Source organism: Pseudomonas sp. GW456-L12, from assembly GCF_059424045.1.
In genome coordinates this window covers 62,903-79,530 of record NZ_JBWKZA010000005.1, presented here as the reverse complement: position 1 = coordinate 79,530, position 16,628 = coordinate 62,903, and the positions used below count along the sequence as shown (strand labels likewise).

The following is a 16,628-nucleotide window of genomic DNA, read 5'->3' as shown; positions in this document are numbered from 1 at the left end:
GAACTTCGCCGGGCCTTCTATCCTCTAGAACCCTGAGTAGCAGAAAACCACAAGGGCGCGGTCTTTCGCGCCCGTTCTCGAGGAGACAGACATGAGCATCATCAAGAAAGCTTCGGCTCACTGGGAAGGCGACCTGAAAACCGGCATTGGCTCGATTTCCACGGAAACCGGGGTACTGCGCGATGCACCTTACGGCTTCAAGGCGCGTTTCGAGGGCGGTAAGGGCACCAATCCGGAAGAACTGATCGGCGCCGCGCACGCGGGGTGTTTTTCCATGGCCTTCTCGATGATTCTCGGCGAGGCCGGGCTCAAGGCCGACAGCATCGACACCAACGCCGAAGTGACGCTGGACCAGGTCGATGGCGGTTTTGCGATCACCGCGGTGCACCTGATCCTCAAGGCGAAGATTCCCGGCGCCAGCCAGCAGCAGTTCGACGAGCTGAGCAAGAAGGCCAAGGAAGGTTGCCCGGTGTCCAAGGTGCTGAATGCCAGGATCAGCCTGGATGCGACGCTGGTCAGCTGACGGTGTTTTAACCTGCCGTATCGCTTCGCGAGCCAGCTCGCTCATGCCTTCGAACCCGTAGGCGCGAACTGGCTCGCGATTGCACTCCTGCCGAAACTCCCGCGCCCGATATGCGCGGCGTCAGAACTCGCTTCATGAAAATGTGGTCGAATAGCCGACTGCAGGCTCAGCCCATGACCATGGGCGCTGCATCAAAGGGAGCTCCACATCATGAAACGTTTTGCCCTGGCAGTTGTTTGTTGCGCGCTGGCCACCTCGGCCCTGGCGGCTCCGAAGGATTGCGAAGAACTCAAGAAAGAAATCGAAATCAAGATCCAGGCCAACGCCGTGCCCTCCTACACCCTGGAGATTGTCAGCAAGGAGGAGGCCGAAAAGCACGACGTGGCCATGGTGGTCGGTACCTGTGAAAACGGCACCAAGGCAATCATCTATCAGCGCAACGACAGCTGATCGTTCAGATCACGCAGTTGACCCTATGGTCTTCGGCCAGCAGCTCACGCTTGGCGTTGTACAGCCGGGCACTGGGAGAGAAACCCAGCGAGCGGGCTTCCAGCAGGTAACGCTGGCCGGCTTCGAAATGGTCGTAGCGCACGCTCAGGTAGCACAGGCGCTCGGCCGGATCGTTCAGCAGGCCGAGGCGCCCGCTGAACACCTCGAAATCGAAACGCACCATCAACTCATGACTGCCCGGGGTGACCTGGAAATAGCGGCCGTCGGTCAGGCGCTGGTTGTCCAGGCGCTCGGCCATCAGCAGCTTGCCGCCCGGCGTCGGGGTGGCGAAATCGACCCAGGCCTGCTGCGGATCCACCGCCGGCAGGGGGCTGGAGCAGGCAACGAGGCCGGTCAGGGCAAGCAGCAGCAAGGGTTGGCGCATGAGGTCGGGCCGTCCGGGGAAAGGCCTCAGCATAGCGCCGATCAGGTGCGCTGGCAGCCCGCCGGTTGGCCGGTACCCACCAGATTGCGCTGCTGGTCATAGAGCTTGGCCCAGGGCCGGAAGCCGATATTGCCGGTCTGCAACTGATAGCGCTGGCCGGCGTTGAAGTCCTTGTATTTCACATTCAGCTGGCAGTCGCGCCACAGCGGTTCGCTGTCCGGGCCGATATTGGTGGGCTCCACGGCGAACTGGTAGCGCACCTTCAGCTCATGGTTGCCGGGCTGTACCTCGAAATATCGGCGGTCCACCCAGGCCTTTTCGTCGACCTCCAGCGCCTGCAGGGCGGTGTCCTGGTGGGTGTCGAGGTCGATCCAGGCTTGCGTCGGATCGGGGGCGGGCAATCCGGCACAGCCGCTCAAGGTCAAGAGTCCGGTGGTCAGCAGCAACACGCGCATAGCGAAACTCCAGGCAGGCGAGATAGTCTTGGGGGCAGACTCTCGAAGGATGATTCGATTTGATTAGGCCGCGTTCAAGCCATGGGTTACTTGATCATCTTTTGCGCTTTTTGTTTCCGGGCTTGCTGCTTTTGTTGCTCAACGGTTGTTCCAGCGTGGGTTACTACGGCCAACTGGCCAGTGGCCAATGGCAGCTGTTGCAGGCCCGCACGCCGGTCGAGCAGGTCATCGCCGACCCGGCTCGCGACCCGTTATTGCGTGCCCATCTGGCCCAGTCGCAGAAGGCCCGGCTTTTTGCCAGCCAGCACCTGCACCTGCCGGACAACCAGAGCTATCGCCTCTACGCCGACATCGGCCGGCCCTACGTGGTGTGGAATGTATTCAGCACCCCCGAGTTTTCCCTGAGCCCCAAGACCCACTGCTTTCCGATTGCCGGCTGCGTGGCCTATCGCGGCTACTACAGCCAGGGCGCGGCCCGCGGCGAGGCGGCCTTGCAGAAACAGCAGGGCATGGATGTGGCCATCGGCGGGGTGGAGGCCTATTCGACCCTGGGCTGGTTCAACGACCCGATCCTCAGTTCGATGCTGCATTGGGGCGACGAGCGCCTGGCGACCCTGATCTTCCATGAGCTGGCCCATCAGCGCTTCTATGTGAAGGACGACACCGAGTTCAACGAATCCTTCGCCACCTTCGTCGAGCAGGAAGGTACCCGGCAATGGCGCGCGGCCCGCGGCCTGGCGCCGGCCAGCGATGTCCTGGTCAAGCAGAAGGACCAGTTCATCCAGCTGATCCTCGATACCCGCCAGCGCCTGGAACGCCTGTATGCCCTGCCACTGCCAGCCGAGCAGATGCGCCAGCGCAAGGCCGCCGAGTTCGAACAGCTGCGCCGGGATTACCGACAGCTGAAGGACAGCCAATGGCATGGCGACGCGCGCTACGACTTCTGGATCAACACCCCGCTGAACAATGCCAGGCTGCTGCCTTTTGGCCTGTACGACCAGTGGGTGCCGGCATTCGCCGCCTTGTTCAAGCAGGTGAACGGGGATTGGCCGGCCTTTTACCAGGCCGTGGAGAAGCTCGGCGCGCTGCCGGCTGAAAAGCGCAAGGCAGCGCTGCAAGCACTGATGAACGCCGCCTGAAAGGGATGCCATCGCGGGCAAGCGAGCGTCGAGCAGAAGCCCGCGATGGCCGGTGGCTCAGCGCTGCAGGAACGCCTGATGCAGCTCATCCAGGGTCTGGAAGTGGTAGGCCGGCGCCTCGGCGCTCAGTTCTTCGTGGCTGCCGAAGCCATAACCCACCGCCGCCGCATCCAGCCCGTTACGGCGGGCGCCGATCAGGTCGTGCTTGCGGTCGCCGATCATCAGGGTATCGCTGGGGTCCAGGCCTTCTTCGCTGACCAGATGGCGGATCAGCTCGACCTTGTCGGTGCGGGTGCCGTCCAGTTCGCTGCCGTAGATCACCTTGAAGTGCCGGGCGAAATCGAAGTGCCGGGCGATCTCGCGGGCGAACACCCATGGCTTGGACGTCGCGATGTACAACTGGCGGCCTTGCCCGCCGAGGGTTTCCAGCAGGGGCGTGACGCCGTCGAACACGCGGTTCTCATACAGGCCGGTAACCTTGAAACGCTCGCGGTAGAAATTCACCGCCTCCCAGGCCCTGGCTTCGTCGAAGCCGTAGAACTGCATGAACGCCTGCAGCAGCGGCGGACCGATGAAGTGTTCCAGCTTGCTCAGGTCGGGTTCGTCGATGCCCAGCTTGCCGAGGGCGAACTGGATCGAGCGGGTGATGCCTTCGCGCGGGTCGGTCAGGGTGCCATCGAGGTCGAACAGAACGGTTTGGTAATGCATGTGGATTCCTGGGCAGTGGGTCGGGGCTCAAGCCTGGTCGTAGCCTTCGACCAGGTGCAGGTCCTTGAGCTTCACGTAGTTGGCGGCGCTGTAGGTGAAGAAGGCGCGTTCCTTGTCGGTCAGCGGGCGGGCCTGTTTCACCGGGCTGCCCACGTAGAGGAAGCCGCTTTCCAGGCGTTTGCCCGGCGGCACCAGGCTGCCGGCGCCGACGATCACATCGTCTTCCACCACCGCGCCGTCCATGACGATGCTGCCCATGCCGATCAGCACTCGGCTGCCGACGCTGCAACCGTGCAGCATCACCTTGTGGGCGATGGTCACGTCGTCGCCGATCAGCAGCGGGAAGCCGTCCGGGTTGAAGGGGCCGGCGTGGGTGATGTGCAGCACGCTGCCGTCCTGCACGCTGGTGCGGGCGCCGATGCGGATGCGGTGCATGTCGCCGCGGATCACCGTCAGTGGCCAGACCGAGCTGTCGGCGCCGATTTCGACGTCGCCGATCACCACCGCCGAGCGGTCGACGAAGGCCCGCGGGCCAAGGATGGGCGTGTGGTGCTGATAGCTGCGAATGGCCAAGTTGGATACCTGCTCTGACATTTATTAATGGGGTCGATAGCTGCGGTGTGCGTCGATTGTAATTAAGATGACGCTACGTTTCTTCCAGCCAAGGTGCCAACCGTGAGTGTGAACAACCCTCTTCTGCAGCCCTACGACCTGCCGCCGTTTTCGGCGATCCGCGCCGAGCACGTACAGCCGGCCATCGAACAGATCCTGGCTGACAACCGCGCTGCCATCGCTGAAATCCTCAAGAACCAGGGCGCGCAACCGACCTGGGCCGGCCTGGTTCTGGCCATGGACGAACTCAACGACCGCCTGGGCGCGGCCTGGAGTCCGGTCAGCCACCTCAATGCCGTGTGCAACAGCGCCGAATTGCGCGAGGCCTATGAGTCCTGCCTGCCGGCCCTGAGCGCCTACGCCACCGAGCTGGGGCAGAACCGCGAGCTGTTCCAGGCTTTCGAAGCCCTGGCGGGCAGCCCGCAAGCCGCCGGTTTCGACGTGGCGCAGAAAACCATTCTGGAACATTCCCTGCGTGACTTCCGCCTGTCGGGTATCGACCTGCCGCCAGAGCAGCAGAAGCGTTACGCCGAAGTGCAGAGCAAGCTTTCCGAGCTGGGCAGCCGCTTCTCCAACCAGCTGCTCGACGCCACCCAGGCCTGGACCAAGCACGTCACCGACGAAGCGGCCCTGGCCGGCTTGACCGCGTCGGCCAAGGCGCAGATGGCTGCCGCGGCCCAGGCCAAGGACCTGCAAGGCTGGCTGATCACCCTGGAATTCCCCAGCTATTACGCGGTGATGACCTACGCCGAAGACCGCGCGCTGCGTGAAGAAGTCTACGCCGCCTACTGCACCCGCGCGTCGGACCAGGGCCCGAATGCCGGCCAGAACGACAACGGCCCGGTCATGCAGGAAATCCTCGACCTGCGCCAGGAACTGGCCCAGCTGCTGGGCTATGCCAACTTCGCCGAGCTGAGCCTGGCCACCAAGATGGCCGAGTCCAGCGACCAGGTGCTGAGCTTCCTGCGGGACCTGGCCAAGCGCAGCAAACCGTTCGCTGCCCAGGACCTGCAACAGCTCAAGGCCTACGCCGCCGAGCAAGGCTGCCCGGACCTGCAAAGCTGGGACAGCGGTTTCTACGGCGAGAAGCTGCGCGAGCAGCGCTACAGCGTGGCCCAGGAAACCCTGCGTGCCTACTTCCCGATCGACAAGGTGCTCGGCGGCCTGTTCGCCATCGTCCAGCGCCTGTACGGCATCGAGATCGCCGAACTGAAAGGCTTCGACAGCTGGCACCCGGACGTGCGCCTGTTCGAGATCAAGGAGAACGGCCAGCACGTGGGCCGCTTCTTCTTCGACCTGTATGCCCGTGCCAACAAGCGCGGCGGTGCCTGGATGGACGGCGCCCGCGACCGTCGCCGCACCATTGACGGTGTACTGCAAAGCCCGGTGGCCAACCTGGTGTGCAACTTCACCCCGGCCGACAGCGGCAAGCCTGCCCTGCTGACCCACGATGAAGTCACCACCCTGTTCCACGAGTTCGGCCATGGCCTGCACCACCTGCTGACCCGCGTCGAGCATGCCGGTGTTTCCGGCATCAACGGCGTGGCCTGGGACGCGGTGGAGCTGCCGAGCCAGTTCATGGAGAACTGGTGCTGGGAGCCGGAAGGCCTGGCGCTGATCTCCGGTCACTATGAGACCGGCGAGCCGCTGCCCCAGGACCTGCTGGAAAAAATGCTCGCGGCGAAGAACTTCCAGTCCGGCCTGATGATGGTGCGCCAGCTGGAATTCTCGCTGTTCGACTTCGAACTGCATGCCACCCATGGCGACGGCCGTAGCGTGCTGCAGGTGCTCGAAGGCGTGCGCGACGAGGTCTCGGTGATGCGTCCGCCGGCCTACAACCGCTTCCCCAACAGCTTCGCGCACATCTTCGCCGGCGGTTACGCGGCGGGTTACTACAGCTACAAGTGGGCCGAAGTGCTGTCGGCCGATGCCTTCTCGAAGTTCGAGGAAGAAGGCGTGCTGAATGCCGAGACCGGTCGCGCGTTCCGCGAGGCGATCCTGGCCCGTGGCGGTTCCCAGGAGCCGATGGTGCTGTTCGTCGACTTCCGCGGACGCGCACCGTCGATTGACGCACTCTTGCGTCACAGCGGCCTGAGCGAGGACGCAGCGGCATGAGCGAGGCGCCAGTGAAGACGAAAAAACGCTTTATCGCCGGGGCGGTCTGCCCGGCGTGCAGCGAGCAGGACAAGTTGATGATGTGGAGCGAAGACGACGTTCCCCATCGCGAGTGCGTGGCCTGCGGTTATTCCGACACCCTGAATGAACAGGGGCTGTCGGTGCCCAAGGAACTGGGTACGCGGGTCAACACCACGGCCCTCAAGGCGCCGGACGCCAAGGTCCAGTCGGTGCAGTTTTTCCCCAACCCCAAGTTGAAGAAAAAGACCGACGAGCCCAAGTAACTGCAAATCCCCTGTAGGAGCGCAGCTTGCGCGCGATAGCGGTGTATCAGATACACCGCGGTGCTTTGATCGCCAGCAAGCTTGGCTCCTACCGGGAGGCGGTCGAAGCTCAATTCTGCAGCCCCAAGCAGCCGGTCAATTCGCCGGCTTGCTGGCGCTCACCGTCTCGAACCAGCTTTTCACCGAACAGGTGGCGAACACGCTGGTGCTGCAATCGCCATTGGCCAGGGCGGTGCGCAACTTGTCGACATCGGCCTGCATCATGTAGCGAATGCCGTCCTTGAAGTGGGAACTGTCGCCAAACCCGCCTCCGGTCATTTCATTCAGCGCCTCCTCCTTGCTCCAGCCCTGAATCACCACCCGATACATCGCCGACATCAGCCCGGTGCGGTCCGAGCCGTGCTTGCAGTGCATCAGCACCGGGCCCTCGCTTTCGGCGTTCTGGATCGCGCGCAAGGCCGCCAGCACATCGGCGTCATCCACGTGATTGGTCCGGTAAGGCAATTGCACCTGCTTGATTGCCGGGGCCTGCAGCCAGCTGGCATCGGACTCCGGCAGAAAGTTGATCACCGTGCCCACCTTGAGCTTTTCCAGCAAAGGCACGGCGCCGCCGTCCGGCAAGGCGCTGCGGTAGAGCGTTGGCGACATCTGGTACAGGTTGTAGTGGGTTTCCACCGGCTGGGCCCACTGGGCCGGGCGGGTCGCGCCGGTTTCGGCGGCTTGCGCCTGGGGCCAGGCAAGCAGCGTCAGCAGGGACAGGCAGAGGGCGGGAAGGCTACGAAAGTTGTGCATGCGCAAGGCCGTGAGCGGAAATGGGGATGGAGGGAGCCTAGCTTCCATCCGGGCCGGTCAACGGCCTGTGAGGCGCTCGTCAAAGAAACGTGAAGCCACTGCGATAGAGGTTTTTTCTCGGCAATCGCGACTTTTTTGCAACGCAAACGATTTATTCGAATGCTTAGCCTGCTACCATTTGTAACCAAAGTTTGCTGAACTGTGTTTCCCCGGCGCTCCCAATCGCCGCCAGAACGACAAGCCACGCCATGACGCGGCTGCCCAACCCGTGAATGCCTAGTGTGAGGTGCACCCCCATGTCTGATCACGATCAAGACAACCCGCGGCGTGAGTTTCTGCGCAAATCCCTGACCTTGATCCCGGTGGTCACGGTCGCCAGTACCGGTCTTGGCAGCTCGATGCTGATGGCCGCCCCCGAAGCGCCCAAGCCAGTGGAGCCGGCCCGAACTCCGGTCAGCACCGAGGCTTACCAGCCGACCTATTTCACCGCCGAAGAGTGGGCCTTTGTCCAGGCCGCGGTAGAGCGCCTGATCCCGGCCGACGAACAAGGCCCGGGCGCCCTGGAAGCCGGCGTGCCGGAATACATCGATCGACAGATGAACACCCCCTACGCCGCGGGTGCCCTGTGGTACATGCAAGGCCCGTTCAACGCCGACGCCGCGCCGGAGATGGGCTGGCAGAGCAAACTGGTGCCCAAGGAGATCTATCGCCTGGGCATCGCCGCGACGGATGCATGGTCGAAAGCCTTCAACGGTAAAACATTTGCCGCGCAAGACAGCGCTACCCGAGACGATTTGCTCAAGCAGCTCGAAGCGGGAAAGCCTCCATTCGACAGCGTTCCACCGAAGATTTTCTTCAACCTTTTGCTGCAAAACACCAAGGAAGGGTTCTTCTGCGACCCGATCCACGGCGGCAATAAAGGCATGGTCGGCTGGACGTTGATCGGCTTCCCCGGCGCGCGCGCCGATTTCATGGACTGGGTGGAACGCAACGAGCAATACCCTTTCCCGGCAGTATCGATTCGCGGCGAGAGGGCTTGAGTATGGCAACGGTAATGAAGAAGGTCGACGCGGTGATCGTCGGGTTTGGCTGGACCGGCGCGATCATGGCCAAGGAGCTGACCGAGGCCGGGCTCAACGTGCTGGCGCTGGAGCGCGGGCCGATGCAGGACACCTACCCGGACGGCAACTACCCGCAGGTGATCGACGAACTCACCTACAGCGTGCGCAAGAAACTCTTCCAGGACATCTCCCGGGAGACGGTGACCATTCGCCACAGCGTCAACGACGTGGCCCTGCCGAATCGCCAGTTGGGCGCGTTCCTGCCGGGCAACGGCGTCGGCGGCGCTGGCCTGCACTGGTCCGGCGTGCATTTTCGCGCCGACCCGATCGAGCTGCGCATGCGCAGCCACTATGAAGAACGCTACGGCAAGAACTTCATCCCCAAGGACATGACCATCCAGGACTTCGGCGTCACCTACGAAGAACTGGAGCCGTTCTTCGACTACGCGGAAAAAGTCTTCGGCACCTCGGGCCAGGCCTGGACCGTGAAAGGCCAACTGGTTGGCGAAGGCAAGGGCGGCAACCCTTACGCGCCGGACCGTTCGGAGCATTTCCCGCTGGAGTCGCAGAAGAACACCTACTCCGCCCAGCTGTTCCAGAAAGCCGCCGGCGAAGTCGGCTACAAGCCGTACAACCTGCCGTCGGCCAACACCTCGGGGCCGTACACCAACCCCTATGGCGCGCAAATGGGGCCGTGCAACTTCTGCGGGTTCTGCAGCGGCTACGTCTGCTACATGTACTCCAAGGCTTCGCCGAACGTGAACATTCTGCCGGCCCTCAAGCCGCTGCCGAATTTCGAGCTGCGCCCCAACTCCCACGTGCTCAAGGTCAACCTCGACAGCACCAAGACCCGCGCGACCGGCGTCACTTACGTCGACGGCCAGGGCCGTGAGATCGAGCAGCCGGCGGACCTGGTGATCCTCGGTGCCTTCCAGTTCCATAACGTGCGCCTGATGCTGCTGTCCGGCATCGGCAAGCCGTACGACCCGATCACTGGCGAAGGCGTGGTGGGCAAGAACTTCGCCTACCAGAACATGGCCACCATCAAGGCCTACTTCGACAAGGACGTGCACACCAACAACTTCATCGGTGCCGGCGGCAATGGCGTGGCGGTGGACGACTTCAACGCCGACAACTTCGACCACGGCCCCCACGGCTTCGTCGGTGGCTCGCCGTTCTGGGTCAACCAGGCCGGCAGCCGGCCGATCGCCGGCACCTCCAACCCGCCGGGCACCCCGGCCTGGGGCAGCGCCTGGAAGAAGGCCACCGCCGACTACTACACCCACCAAGTGTCGATGGACGCCCACGGTGCCCACCAGTCCTACCGTGGCAACTACCTCGACCTCGACCCGGTGTACCGCGACGCCTACGGCCTGCCGCTGCTGCGCATGACCTTCGACTGGCAGGAAAACGACATCAAGATGAACCGCTTCATGGTCGAGAAGATGGGCAAGATCGCCGAGGCGATGAACCCCAAGGCCATCGCGGTGCTGGGCAAGAAGGTCGGCGAGCACTTCAACACCGCGTCCTACCAGACCACCCACCTCAACGGTGGCGCGATCATGGGCACCGATCCGAAAACCAGTGCCTTGAACCGTTACCTGCAGAGCTGGGATGTGCACAACGTGTTCGTCCCGGGCGCTTCGGCCTTCCCCCAGGGCCTGGGCTACAACCCGACCGGCCTGGTGGCCGCGTTGACCTACTGGTCGGCCCGCGCGATCCGCGAGCAGTACCTGAAGAACCCCGGCCCGCTGGTCCAGGCATAAGGAGCGATGACCATGAAAACCCTCGTTATCGCGACCCTGGCGCTGCTCGGCAGCGCTTCCCTCTGCGCCGCCGAAACCGATCGGCAAGCCTTGATCAAACAGGGCGAATACCTGGCCCGTGCCGGTGACTGCGTGGCCTGCCATACCGCCAAGGACGGCAAGCCGTTCGCCGGCGGCCTGCCGATGGAAACCCCGATCGGCACGATCTACTCCACCAACATCACCCCGGACAAGACCGGCATCGGTGAGTACAGCTTCGACGACTTCGACAAGGCCGTGCGCCATGGCGTGGCCAAGAGCGGCAGCAGCCTGTACCCGGCCATGCCCTACCCGTCCTATGCGCGGGTCAGCGACGCCGACATGCAGGCGCTGTATGCCTACTTCATGCAAGGCGTGGCGCCGGTGGTCCAGGACAATCGCGACAGCGACATCCCCTGGCCGCTGAGCATGCGCTGGCCGCTGGCCGGCTGGCGCTGGATGTTCGCGCCAAGCGTGGCGGGCCAACAAGGCAGTGGCCAGGCGCAGGCTGCGCAAGACCCGGTGGTCAGCCGCGGTGCTTACCTGGTGGAAGGCCTCGGCCACTGTGGCGCCTGTCATACGCCGCGCGCCTTGACCATGCAGGAGAAAGCCCTGAGCGCCAGCGAAGGCAGCGACTTCCTGGCCGGCAGTGCGCCGCTGGAAGGCTGGATCGCCAAGAGCCTGCGCGGTGACCACAAGGACGGCCTCGGCAGTTGGAGCGAAGAGCAGTTGGTGCAGTTTCTCAAGACCGGTCGCAGCGACCGCGGCGCGGTGTTCGGCGGCATGAGCGACGTGGTGGTGCACAGCATGCAGTACATGTCCGCGGACGACCTGACGGCCATCGCCCGTTACCTCAAGTCGCTGCCGGCGGTGGACGCCAACGACCAGCCGCACCAGTACGACAAGGCGGTGGCCGAGGCGTTGTGGAAAGGTGACGACAGCAAGCCGGGGGCGGCGGTGTACATCGACAACTGCGCGGCGTGCCACCGTACCGACGGCCATGGCTATACCCGGGTGTTCCCGGCGCTGGCGGGCAACCCGGTGCTGCAAAGTGCCGATGCCACGTCCTTGATCCATATCGTGCTCAAGGGCGGTACCTTGCCGGCGACCCATACCGCGCCATCGACCTTCACCATGCCGGCCTTCGCCTGGCGCCTGTCGGACCAGGAGGTGGCCGATGTGGTCAACTTCATCCGCACCAGCTGGGGCAACCAGGGTTCCGAGGTGAAGGCCGCGGATGTGGCGGGACTGCGCAAGGGCGACCTGCAAAGCACCTCGAACGACGACCTGGGGCAGGTGACGAAGCACAGCGGTGGCTGATCGACCTCTATCGCGAGCAAGCTCGCTCCTACAGAGGGCGCGTCGATCATCAATGAATGGCGCGCCAGAAAAACTGTAGGAGCGAGCTTGCTCGCGATCAGCGCCAACGGCGTGCTCCGCCCGACGGCGCTTTGCAACAGCTCAAACCTCCATTACTGTATATAAGTACAGTAATGGAGCGCCTCCCCATGTCCAGCCCCCTGCCCCCACGCGGCCGTGGCACCGCGACCAACCCGCACAACCGTTTTGCGCCCCAGCGCTCGGTGGCCTTCGACGATGGCTGGTACCAGGAAGCCCCGCTGACCCAGGGCACCGAGGTGCGCCTTGAGACGGCGAAATCCATCATCACCCGTAACAGCTCGCCGGACCTGCCCTTTGACCGCTCCATCAACCCCTATCGCGGTTGCGAGCACGGCTGCATCTACTGTTATGCGCGGCCCAGCCACGCCTATTGGGACCTGTCGCCGGGGCTGGACTTCGAGACCAAGCTGATCGCCAAGACCAATGCCGCGGCGATGCTCGAACAGCAGCTGTCCAAGCCCGGTTATAAATGTGCGCCGATCAACCTGGGTTCCAACACCGACCCCTACCAGCCCATCGAACGCGAGCACCAGCTGACCCGGCGGACCCTGGAGGTGCTGCTGCGCTACCGGCACCCGGTGACCATCGTCACCAAGGGCTCGCTGATCCTGCGCGACCTCGACCTGTTGGTCGAACTGGCCGAACAGCGGCTGGTGGCGGTGATGATCAGCCTGACCACCCTGGACGACGAGCTCAAGCGCATCCTCGAACCCCGGGCGGCGGCGCCCAAGGCGCGGTTGCGGGCGATCCGGGTGATGCGCGAGGCGGGGATTCCCGTGGGGGTGCTGTGTTCGCCGATGATTCCGATGATCAACGACAGCGAGCTGGAAAGCCTGCTCGCCGAGGCCCATGCCGCGGGCGCGCAAAGCGCCGCCTACATGATGCTGCGCCTGCCCCTGGAAGTGGCGCCGCTGTTCGAGGAATGGCTCAATGCCCACTATCCGCAGCGGGCGGCCCATGTCCTGAGCCTGATCCGCCAGTGTCGCGGCGGCGAGCTGTACGACAGCCGTTTTGGTGCACGGATGCGCGGCGAAGGCCCCTTCGCGGCCCTGCTGGCGCAGCGTTTCGCCAAGGCCAGCAAACGCCTGGGGCTCGATCGGCGCGAAGGCTATAACCTCGACTGCACGGCGTTCTGTCCGCCGGGAGGGCAGATGTCGTTGCTCTAGGCTCTGTACGAAAAGTCGGCGAGCGAAGGTCAGGCAAGGCAAAAACAGGCGAGGAAGCGGAGTTTAGGGACCTAAATGAGCATTCCGAGCCTGTTTTTAACGCAGCATGGCCGAGCGCAGCCACTTTTCGTACAGAGCCTAGGAGGTATTGGCCTATGGTGGAGTAGAGCCGGTGCACCGTCGTCTATACGCTGGTCACCTTTTTTGCATCGCCAATAGTGGCGTTTTAGAGCGGCCGGTTCAGTTTGAGTTAAGTTTGGAAGGCTACCTTGTTCACCAAGTGACCGACGGGTCGCTGTCAGCGGGCTGGTTGTTTTTTAATCAATCGCTGGCGTCGTGCCGGATAAAACTGGAAAATTCACCTAAGGGTCTGAGTGAAAAGTCGGCGAGCGAAGGTCAGGCAAGGCAAAAAAAGGCGAGGAAGCGGAGTGTAGGGGCCTACATGAGCATTCCGAGCCTGTTTTTAACGCAGCATGACCGAGTGCAGCCACTTTTCGACAGAGCCTAATCCGTCAAAAGAGGATGAATCATGAGTGACAAGGATAAACAGCCGTTGGCTGCGTCGGCTTCAGCGTCCCCGGAGGTCGCCGAAAGCGCCGATGCAGCGCTGCAGATAATCGTTGACGGCTTTTTGCATTTTCATCACGAGGTCTTCCCACAGCAGGAAGAACTGTTCAAGAAACTCGCCACGGCCCAGCGGCCGCGGGCGATGTTCATTGCCTGCGCGGATTCGCGCATCGTCCCCGAACTGATTACCCAGAGCGCCCCGGGCGACCTGTTCGTGACCCGCAACGTCGGTAACGTGGTACCGCCTTACGGGCAGATGAACGGCGGTGTGTCCACGGCCATCGAATACGCGGTCATGGCCCTGGGTGTGCACCACATCATCGTTTGCGGCCATTCCGACTGCGGCGCCATGCGCGCGGTGCTCAACCCGCAGAGCCTGGAAAAGATGCCGACGGTCAAAGCCTGGCTGCGCCACGCCGAAGTGGCCAAGACCATGGTCCAGGAGAACTGCGACTGCGCCGACGAGAACGCCAGCATGCATGTGCTGACCGAAGAGAATGTCATCGCCCAGTTGCAGCATTTGCGCACCCACCCTTCGGTGGCTTCGCGCATGGCCAACGGCCAGTTGTTCATCCATGGCTGGGTGTACAACATCGAAACCAGCGAAATCAAAGCCTACGACGCGGATCAAGGGTGTTTCCTGCCGTTGGACGGACGCCATCCGATCCCGGTTGCGACGCCTAAAGCGCGCTTCTAAATCCTCCTAAATCCCAGTGGGGTTCAGCCATGACTGCTGTCTGCGCGGTCAGGCTTTGCCACGCCTGAAGAAAGCTTCGGGAGAATCATCATGCGTGCAGCACAATTGAAAGCTGTTTTGCCACGGGAGCTGCTCGCTTCCGTGGTGGTGTTTCTGGTGGCCCTGCCCTTGTGCATGGGTATCGCCATCGCTTCCGGCATGCCGCCGGCCAAGGGGTTGATCACCGGGATCATCGGTGGCCTGGTGGTGGGCTGGCTGGCCGGCTCGCCCTTGCAGGTCAGCGGTCCGGCCGCGGGGCTGGCGGTCCTGGTGTTCGAACTGGTACGCCAGCACGGTATCGCCATGCTCGGGCCGATCCTGCTGCTGGCGGGTTTCCTGCAACTGGTGGCCGGGCGCCTGCGCCTGGGTTGCTGGTTTCGGGTCACGGCGCCGGCGGTGGTCTACGGCATGCTCGCCGGGATCGGGGTGTTGATCGTGCTCTCCCAGGTGCACGTGATGCTCGACGCCCAGCCCCAGGCGTCCGGCCTGGATAACCTCGCGGGCTTCCCCGAGGCGGTGGCCCAGGCCTTGCCCAGCCTGGGCGGTGGCTTTGGCTGGCAGGCCGGGCTGCTGGGCCTGTCGACCATGGCGGTGATGTTCCTGTGGGAAAAACTGCGCCCGCATTCGCTGCGCTTCATCCCCGGCGCCCTGCTGGGCGTCGGCCTGGCGACCTTTGCCAGCCTGGCCCTGGCGCTGCAGGTCAAGCGGGTCGAGGTGCCGGCAAACCTTGCCGAGGCGATCGACTGGCTGCGTCCGGCCGACCTGCTCAACCTGGCGGACCCGACACTGCTGATCGCGGCCTTTGCCGTGGCCTTTATCGCCAGCGCCGAAACCCTGCTGTCCGCCGCCGCGGTGGATCGCATGCACAGCGGTACGCGCTCGGATTTCGACCGTGAACTGTCGGCGCAAGGGATCGGCAACATGCTCTGCGGGTTGCTCGGCGCCCTGCCGATGACCGGGGTGATCGTGCGCAGCTCGGCCAACGTCCAGGCGGGCGCAACCACGCGGCTGTCGGCGATCTTCCACGGCTTGTGGCTGCTGGCGTTCGTGCTGTTGCTGTCCAGCGTGCTGCAAAGCATTCCGGTGGCCAGCCTGGCGGGCGTGCTGGTGTACACCGGCTTCAAGCTGGTGGACCTCAAGTCGTTCCGCAAGCTGGGTCGTTATGGGCCGATGCCGATGCTGATCTACGGCGTGACCGCGCTGGCGATTGTCTTCACCGACCTGCTGACCGGTGTGCTGATCGGTTTTGGCCTGACCCTGGTGAAGCTGGCCTGGGGCGCTTCGCGGCTGAAGATCAGCCTGGTGGACCTGCCGGCCGAAGGCGAAATGGAGCTGCGCCTGGTGGGCGCCGCGACCTTCCTCAAGGTGCCGGCCCTGACCCAGGCGCTGGGCAGCATCCCGCCGGGCACCACGGTGCATGTGCCGCTCAATAACCTGGGCTATATCGACCATGCCTGCCTGGAACTGCTCGAGGAGTGGGGACGGGCCAATGCGGCCAAGGGCTCAAAGCTGGTGATCGAGTCGCGCGGGTTGAAGCGCCGCCTGGAGGGGCGCTTGCACACCAACGTGGGCGTGAGCCCGGCCTCGAAGCTGGAGGCCAAAGGCCTGAGCCGGGCGTAAGTCTGTAGCCCTGTAGCCGCTGCCGAAGGCTGCGATAAGGTCCGAAGGACCTTCAGCGTCGGTGATATCGCTGCGACCGTGCCGGTCGATCGCAGCCTGCGGCAGCGGCTACAGGGTCGCCACCTGCAATCCTCAGGCAGCCGGCTGGTCGAGTTCCAGCTCCACGCCCAGTTGGCGCGACAGGCACGGCCAGCGTTTCCAGGCGGCATCGGTGTCGGGGCTGTTGAGCTTTTCCCGGTAGGCCTCGACCGACTCCAGGGCGAAGCTCTCTTCGTCGAGCATCGCGTCGACCGCATGGTGCACCGCTTCGTCCAGCTGGTTGGCGAAGGTTTCGCCGATCAACTGGTGGGCGATCAGGTTGGCCACCGTGGTGTCCAGGGGAATCAGCGGCTGGCCGAAATGCGTGATGTACAGGTCGTTGACCTCCTCCACCAGGCGATGGGCCAGATAGGCTTCATCCAGCAGGCTGTCCAGGCCTTCGTGGCCGGCCATGATGGCGGGCGGCTGGAGGAAGAACTGCTCGGCGATCTTCAGCACCGGCTTGATCTGCGACTCGATACCGGCTTCGCGCGCGACTTCGTTGGCGGCGTCCAGCAGGTCGGGAACCTGATCGATATAAGCGGCGACAAAACGGGTCATCACCCCCTGGGCGTCCACTTCGGGGAGCTGGATGGCGGGGTGCAGGTGTGGCAATTGGGTTTCCAGCTGACGGCGCAATTGCCCGGTGCCGGACTCATGTTGATGGGCTCGTTGGATCTGCTCGCGCAATGCGGCGGTGTTCATGAATACTC

Annotated in this window: 17 protein-coding genes; 11 read left to right on the top strand and 6 right to left on the bottom strand. The window is 63.6% G+C overall.

The genetic code is table 11. The features are described from left to right. Nucleotides 1–91 precede the first annotated feature (91 nt). Together AC07Y9_RS08250 and AC07Y9_RS08245 are read left to right on the top strand one after the other, a co-directional pair. Nucleotides 92–523, top strand: a complete 432-nt coding sequence (locus tag AC07Y9_RS08250) for an OsmC family protein (RefSeq protein WP_009041500.1) — start codon at nucleotides 92–94, stop codon at nucleotides 521–523. 210 nt (nucleotides 524–733) lie between these two features. Then, complete coding sequence (locus AC07Y9_RS08245) at nucleotides 734–973, top strand: DUF1161 domain-containing protein (protein ID WP_009041501.1); 240 nt, start codon at nucleotides 734–736, stop codon at nucleotides 971–973. Nucleotides 974–977: 4 nt separating this feature from the next. Here the strand turns inward: AC07Y9_RS08245 and AC07Y9_RS08240 are convergent, their stop codons facing one another. Both AC07Y9_RS08240 and AC07Y9_RS08235 read right to left on the bottom strand, forming a co-directional pair. Next, complete coding sequence (locus AC07Y9_RS08240) at nucleotides 978–1,397, bottom strand: PA0061/PA0062 family lipoprotein (RefSeq protein WP_009041502.1); 420 nt, start codon at nucleotides 1,395–1,397, stop codon at nucleotides 978–980. Nucleotides 1,398–1,438: 41 nt separating this feature from the next. Next, nucleotides 1,439–1,852 (bottom strand): PA0061/PA0062 family lipoprotein, encoded by a 414-nt coding sequence (locus tag AC07Y9_RS08235; protein ID WP_007926170.1) that lies wholly within the window; start codon nucleotides 1,850–1,852, stop codon nucleotides 1,439–1,441. Nucleotides 1,853–1,911: 59 nt separating this feature from the next. On the opposite strand from AC07Y9_RS08235, the gene AC07Y9_RS08230 reads away from it, so the two are divergent. Next, nucleotides 1,912–2,991, top strand: a complete 1,080-nt coding sequence (locus AC07Y9_RS08230; RefSeq protein ID WP_102678757.1) for an aminopeptidase — start codon at nucleotides 1,912–1,914, stop codon at nucleotides 2,989–2,991. A 57-nt stretch (nucleotides 2,992–3,048) separates the two neighbouring features. Here AC07Y9_RS08230 and AC07Y9_RS08225 read toward each other — a convergent pair whose 3' ends face one another. Together AC07Y9_RS08225 and AC07Y9_RS08220 are read right to left on the bottom strand one after the other, a co-directional pair. Next, nucleotides 3,049–3,699, bottom strand: a complete 651-nt coding sequence (locus AC07Y9_RS08225) for an HAD family hydrolase (RefSeq protein ID WP_009041505.1) — start codon at nucleotides 3,697–3,699, stop codon at nucleotides 3,049–3,051. A gap of 27 nt (nucleotides 3,700–3,726) precedes the next feature. Then, on the bottom strand, nucleotides 3,727–4,272 hold the full coding sequence (locus AC07Y9_RS08220) for a gamma carbonic anhydrase family protein (RefSeq protein WP_102678758.1): 546 nt from the start codon (nucleotides 4,270–4,272) through the stop codon (nucleotides 3,727–3,729). Nucleotides 4,273–4,374: 102 nt separating this feature from the next. Between AC07Y9_RS08220 and prlC the strand changes: the two genes are divergently transcribed. Beyond that, complete coding sequence (gene prlC, locus AC07Y9_RS08215; RefSeq protein ID WP_102678759.1) at nucleotides 4,375–6,426, top strand: oligopeptidase A; 2,052 nt, start codon at nucleotides 4,375–4,377, stop codon at nucleotides 6,424–6,426. After that, on the top strand, nucleotides 6,423–6,710 hold the full coding sequence (locus tag AC07Y9_RS08210; RefSeq protein WP_102678760.1) for a YheV family putative zinc ribbon protein: 288 nt from the start codon (nucleotides 6,423–6,425) through the stop codon (nucleotides 6,708–6,710). The genes prlC and AC07Y9_RS08210 overlap by 4 nt, the downstream gene beginning before the upstream one ends. Nucleotides 6,711–6,845: 135 nt before the next feature. On the opposite strand, the gene AC07Y9_RS08205 is transcribed toward AC07Y9_RS08210, so the two are convergent. Continuing rightward, the gene (locus tag AC07Y9_RS08205) at nucleotides 6,846–7,502 is read right to left on the bottom strand and encodes a phosphatase domain-containing protein (RefSeq protein ID WP_007924331.1); all 657 of its coding nucleotides are present in this window, start codon (nucleotides 7,500–7,502) and stop codon (nucleotides 6,846–6,848) included. A 296-nt stretch (nucleotides 7,503–7,798) separates the two neighbouring features. Here AC07Y9_RS08205 and AC07Y9_RS08200 point away from each other — a divergent pair, with 296 nt between their 5' ends. From AC07Y9_RS08200 to AC07Y9_RS08175, 6 genes are all read left to right on the top strand, one after another. After that, nucleotides 7,799–8,542: a gluconate 2-dehydrogenase subunit 3 family protein gene (locus tag AC07Y9_RS08200; RefSeq protein ID WP_009041509.1), complete on the top strand. Its 744-nt coding sequence runs from the start codon at nucleotides 7,799–7,801 to the stop codon at nucleotides 8,540–8,542. Between the two features lie 2 nt (nucleotides 8,543–8,544). Next, nucleotides 8,545–10,329, top strand: a complete 1,785-nt coding sequence (locus AC07Y9_RS08195) for a GMC family oxidoreductase (protein WP_007924329.1) — start codon at nucleotides 8,545–8,547, stop codon at nucleotides 10,327–10,329. Between the two features lie 12 nt (nucleotides 10,330–10,341). Further along, nucleotides 10,342–11,667 (top strand): cytochrome c, encoded by a 1,326-nt coding sequence (locus AC07Y9_RS08190; protein WP_102678761.1) that lies wholly within the window; start codon nucleotides 10,342–10,344, stop codon nucleotides 11,665–11,667. Nucleotides 11,668–11,855: 188 nt separating this feature from the next. Then, entirely contained in the window at nucleotides 11,856–12,914 is a 1,059-nt protein-coding gene (locus AC07Y9_RS08185; protein ID WP_053263239.1) for a PA0069 family radical SAM protein, read from the top strand. Between the two features lie 529 nt (nucleotides 12,915–13,443). Then, nucleotides 13,444–14,178, top strand: a complete 735-nt coding sequence (locus AC07Y9_RS08180; protein WP_007924326.1) for a carbonic anhydrase — start codon at nucleotides 13,444–13,446, stop codon at nucleotides 14,176–14,178. A 90-nt stretch (nucleotides 14,179–14,268) separates the two neighbouring features. After that, entirely contained in the window at nucleotides 14,269–15,837 is a 1,569-nt protein-coding gene (locus tag AC07Y9_RS08175) for a SulP family inorganic anion transporter (protein WP_102678762.1), read from the top strand. Between the two features lie 132 nt (nucleotides 15,838–15,969). Here AC07Y9_RS08175 and AC07Y9_RS08170 read toward each other — a convergent pair whose 3' ends face one another. Beyond that, the gene (locus AC07Y9_RS08170) at nucleotides 15,970–16,620 is read right to left on the bottom strand and encodes a hypothetical protein (protein WP_007924324.1); all 651 of its coding nucleotides are present in this window, start codon (nucleotides 16,618–16,620) and stop codon (nucleotides 15,970–15,972) included. Nucleotides 16,621–16,628: the final 8 nt, after the last annotated feature.